5 protein-coding genes are annotated in these 3,049 nt (G+C 61.1%); 3 read left to right on the top strand and 2 right to left on the bottom strand.

All coding sequences use genetic code 11. The features are described from left to right. Positions 1-96, top strand: a 96-nt coding sequence (locus Q8P46_11765; protein ID MDP2620830.1) for a 50S ribosomal protein L31, incomplete at its 5' end; no start/stop codon positions are given. On the opposite strand, the gene Q8P46_11760 is transcribed toward Q8P46_11765, so the two are convergent. Both Q8P46_11760 and Q8P46_11755 read right to left on the bottom strand, forming a co-directional pair. Then, on the bottom strand, positions 93-674 hold the full coding sequence (locus tag Q8P46_11760; protein ID MDP2620829.1) for a DUF1465 family protein: 582 nt from the start codon (positions 672-674) through the stop codon (positions 93-95). The two genes, Q8P46_11765 and Q8P46_11760, sit on opposite strands and share 4 nt — an antisense overlap. Before the next feature lie 435 nt (positions 675-1,109). Further along, positions 1,110-1,298: a DUF1192 domain-containing protein gene (locus Q8P46_11755; protein ID MDP2620828.1), complete on the bottom strand. Its 189-nt coding sequence runs from the start codon at positions 1,296-1,298 to the stop codon at positions 1,110-1,112. A gap of 188 nt (positions 1,299-1,486) precedes the next feature. On the opposite strand from Q8P46_11755, the gene Q8P46_11750 reads away from it, so the two are divergent. Next, positions 1,487-2,491: an NAD(P)H-quinone oxidoreductase gene (locus Q8P46_11750; GenBank protein MDP2620827.1), complete on the top strand. Its 1,005-nt coding sequence runs from the start codon at positions 1,487-1,489 to the stop codon at positions 2,489-2,491. Positions 2,492-2,586: 95 nt separating this feature from the next. Then, positions 2,587-3,049 (top strand): glycosyltransferase family 39 protein (locus Q8P46_11745; protein ID MDP2620826.1); only part of this gene is annotated, 463 nt, incomplete at its 3' end.

Below are 3,049 nucleotides of genomic sequence, written 5' to 3'. Positions count from 1 at the left end.
CATCCGGCCTGGACCGGCGGCGGACAGCATCTCGTCGACCGCGGCGGGCGGCTCAGTCGGTTCAAGAAGAAATATGAAGGGTTGCTCGGCAGCTAGCGTCTGTCGGTCGATTTCTTGCTGACCTTACGCCGCTTGGAACCGTTGAAGGCGTCGGCGATGCGGCCGAGATGGCTTTGAACCGGGTTCTCGACCACCTTCCCTGGGGCCTGTTCGGCGTGGATCATGGCATCGAGCGAGACGATGCGGTGGTGCAGGCGGATGCTGTGCCCAATCAGATCCCGGAGCCGTGCCGGCAGCTCGGCATAGGCCTCGTCGTCGCTGCGGCTGCTTGCCGCCACATTCAGCTTGACCTTGCGCTTTTCCATCCGCGCCTCGTCGACGGTCAGCTCGCCCTCGTTGACGGCGCGGTGCAACAACAGCCAGGAGGCAAGCTGCATCAGCCGCGTCGTCAGCCGCATGCTTTCGGTGGCGTAGGCGAGCGATCCCATGCGGCTGAGAAGACGGGCTTCCGTGCGGCCCTCCCCGTCGAGATAGGCGGCCGTCTCCTCGACCAGGTTCATGCCCTCGTGGAACACCGCCATGAATTGCGGCGAATGGGTGAATTTCTCCGCAAACGGGATGGTCACCGCGCCCGCAGCGCCATGATCGTCGCTTACCCCCGTCCTGTCAGCCATGCTACTCGCACCTTCCACTCACGCAACGCATCGACGGACCCCAAGCCTTGCGCCGCCTTGGCCGAAGGATCGGACATCGTGTCGGCTTTCCGAGGCGTCCGTCAAGCACCGTCTGCGCAGCAAGAAGGATGCCAATGAACAAGGTTAACGCCGGCGCGTTGCCGAGACGATTAACAGGGCGTAAAGAGCGGGAACAAGGGCGCAAAAAAAGAGCCGCCGAAGGCGGCTCAGTGTTTTAACAGGGAGGCGTCAAACAGAGTGGACAGGAGCCACTCAATCCAGATGACTGGATGTGCAGTAGACTGGCCGAGCTTCGCTAACAAATGGTTAATGAAAACCGACCCGGGCAGGCAAAATTGAAGATATCTTCCCTCCGTCGGCCCGTCGGCTGTTTTTATTCTTATAGATCAACTGGTTGGCTGCAGCCCATTCCGGCTAGAGCTTGAACACCGCGTCTGCTGCGGCGCGCGAAGACTGCTTGGCTGCCATGTCGGTTTCAAGCCGCGCGATCTCCAGCTTGAGCAATTCGATTCGAGCCTGCAGCTCTTCGACCGAGAGCATGCTCAAATTCTCGCCGATTTCGTGGACCGGTTTGGGTCTCGGTTCAAGATCTTCAGGGTCCATGAGCGCCTCCCTGGATAGACCGTGCGTGCGTCGCTGCGCCAGGATCGAAGTTTAACCAATTTGGCCGCCGCGTGCTATTGCCGGCACCGCCTCAGACCGGTACATGTCCGATACGCATTCTGTTCCTAAACTGTCATATTCCCGGTCGAGAACGAGTCAAGTCCATGCCCCATGCCTTGCCTCAGTCCATGACCGCCATCGCCATCGCCGAACCGGGCGGACCGGAGGTCTTGCGCCCCGAGCAGCGGCCGGTGCCGGCGCCGGGCAATGGCGAATTCCTGGTCGAGGTGGCAGCCGCCGGCGTCAACCGGCCCGACATTCTGCAGCGCAAGGGCCAGTACCCCCCGCCGGAGGGCGCCTCCGACATCCCCGGACTGGAGATCGCCGGCACCATCGTTGCGGCCGGCCCCGGCGCCGCGAGCTTTACCATGGGAGACAAGGTGACAGCTCTCGTCTCCGGCGGCGGTTATGCCGAATACTGCACCGTCCACGAGACCAACGCACTGCCGGTCCCCGCCGGACTGTCGATGGTCGAGGCGGCCGCAATCCCGGAGACCTTCTTTACGGTGTGGTCAAACGTATTCGAGCGTGGGCAGCTGAAGCCGGGCGAAGTGTTGCTCGTCCATGGCGGTGCAAGCGGCATCGGGACGACGGCGATCATGCTCTCCCGCGCGCTCGGCTCGCTGGTCATCGCCACGGCGGGCTCGGACGAGAAATGTGCGTTGTGCGAGCGGCTCGGGGCCGCGCGCGCCGTCAACTACGCAAAGGAGGACTTCGTCGCCGCAGTCAAGGAGGTCACCGACGGGCACGGCGCCGACGTCATTCTCGACATGGTCGGCGGCGACTATATCGAGCGTAACTATGCCGCCGCTGCGGTCGAGGGGCGGATCGTGCAGATCGCCTTTCTGCGCGGCGAGACGGCGAAGGTCAATTTCCGCCGCCTGATGCTCAAGCGGCTAACTCATACCGGCTCGACCCTGCGCGCCCGCGACGTCGCCTTCAAAGCCGAAATCGCGCGGGCGCTGAAGGCCATGGTGTGGCCGCTCATCGACGCCGGGACCGTCCGCCCGGTGATCGATTCGACCTATCCCGCCGCTGAGGCCGCCAAGGCCCATGCGCGCATGGAAACGAACGCCCATATGGGCAAGATCGTGCTAACCTTCGGCTCTCCGGGTTCGGGCACGCCGGCGTGAAAGCCGTCCGATTTCATGCCGAAAAATGACGACGCAACGAAAATTCGATATTCGCGCCAAGCCATAGTCCTACGTTAGCGTCGAAGAAATCGTTCATGACCAAGCTTGACGACAGGCGCCTTCACAAAGTCGTAATTGCCGCAATTGGGCTATATTTCCTCATTCAGCTTATCATTCGTCTCATCCTTTTTTCAAATCTGGAATTTGATGAGGCTGACTTGGTCGGAAACATTCACTTCGAGCTCGGATATAGAAACTCTAACGGTCCGCTATACAACTGGTTGGTGCGATTGAGCTATGAGTTGTTTGCGGGCAACTGGCCGCTTGCCGTTGCCGTGCCGAAGCATATTTTTCTCGCGGCGACCTATTGGTTGGTATTTGATACCGGACGGAGAATAAGCGGCAACGTTGTCACAGGTGCCCTGGCGGCGGCCGGGCTGCTGTTCTTACCTCAAATCGTCTGGCTGGCACAAATCACGCTGAGCCATTCCGCGCTCCTCATGATGGCGGCGGCGGCCGTTCTTCACGCAATTGTCTTGATATATGAACGGCCAACCC

Source organism: Hyphomicrobiales bacterium (assembly GCA_030688605.1).
In the GTDB taxonomy this organism is placed as follows: Bacteria; Pseudomonadota; Alphaproteobacteria; order Rhizobiales; family NORP267; genus JAUYJB01.
This window is presented reverse-complemented; position numbering and strand designations above follow the sequence as displayed.

Coding starts and splice junctions, on each gene's coding strand:
- Q8P46_11760 (MDP2620829.1), bottom strand. CDS start 674: ATGGCTGACAGGACGGGGGTAAGCGACGATCATGGCGCTGCGGGCGCG.
- Q8P46_11755 (MDP2620828.1), bottom strand. CDS start 1,298: ATGGACCCTGAAGATCTTGAACCGAGACCCAAACCGGTCCACGAAATC.
- Q8P46_11750 (MDP2620827.1), top strand. CDS start 1,487: ATGACCGCCATCGCCATCGCCGAACCGGGCGGACCGGAGGTCTTGCGC.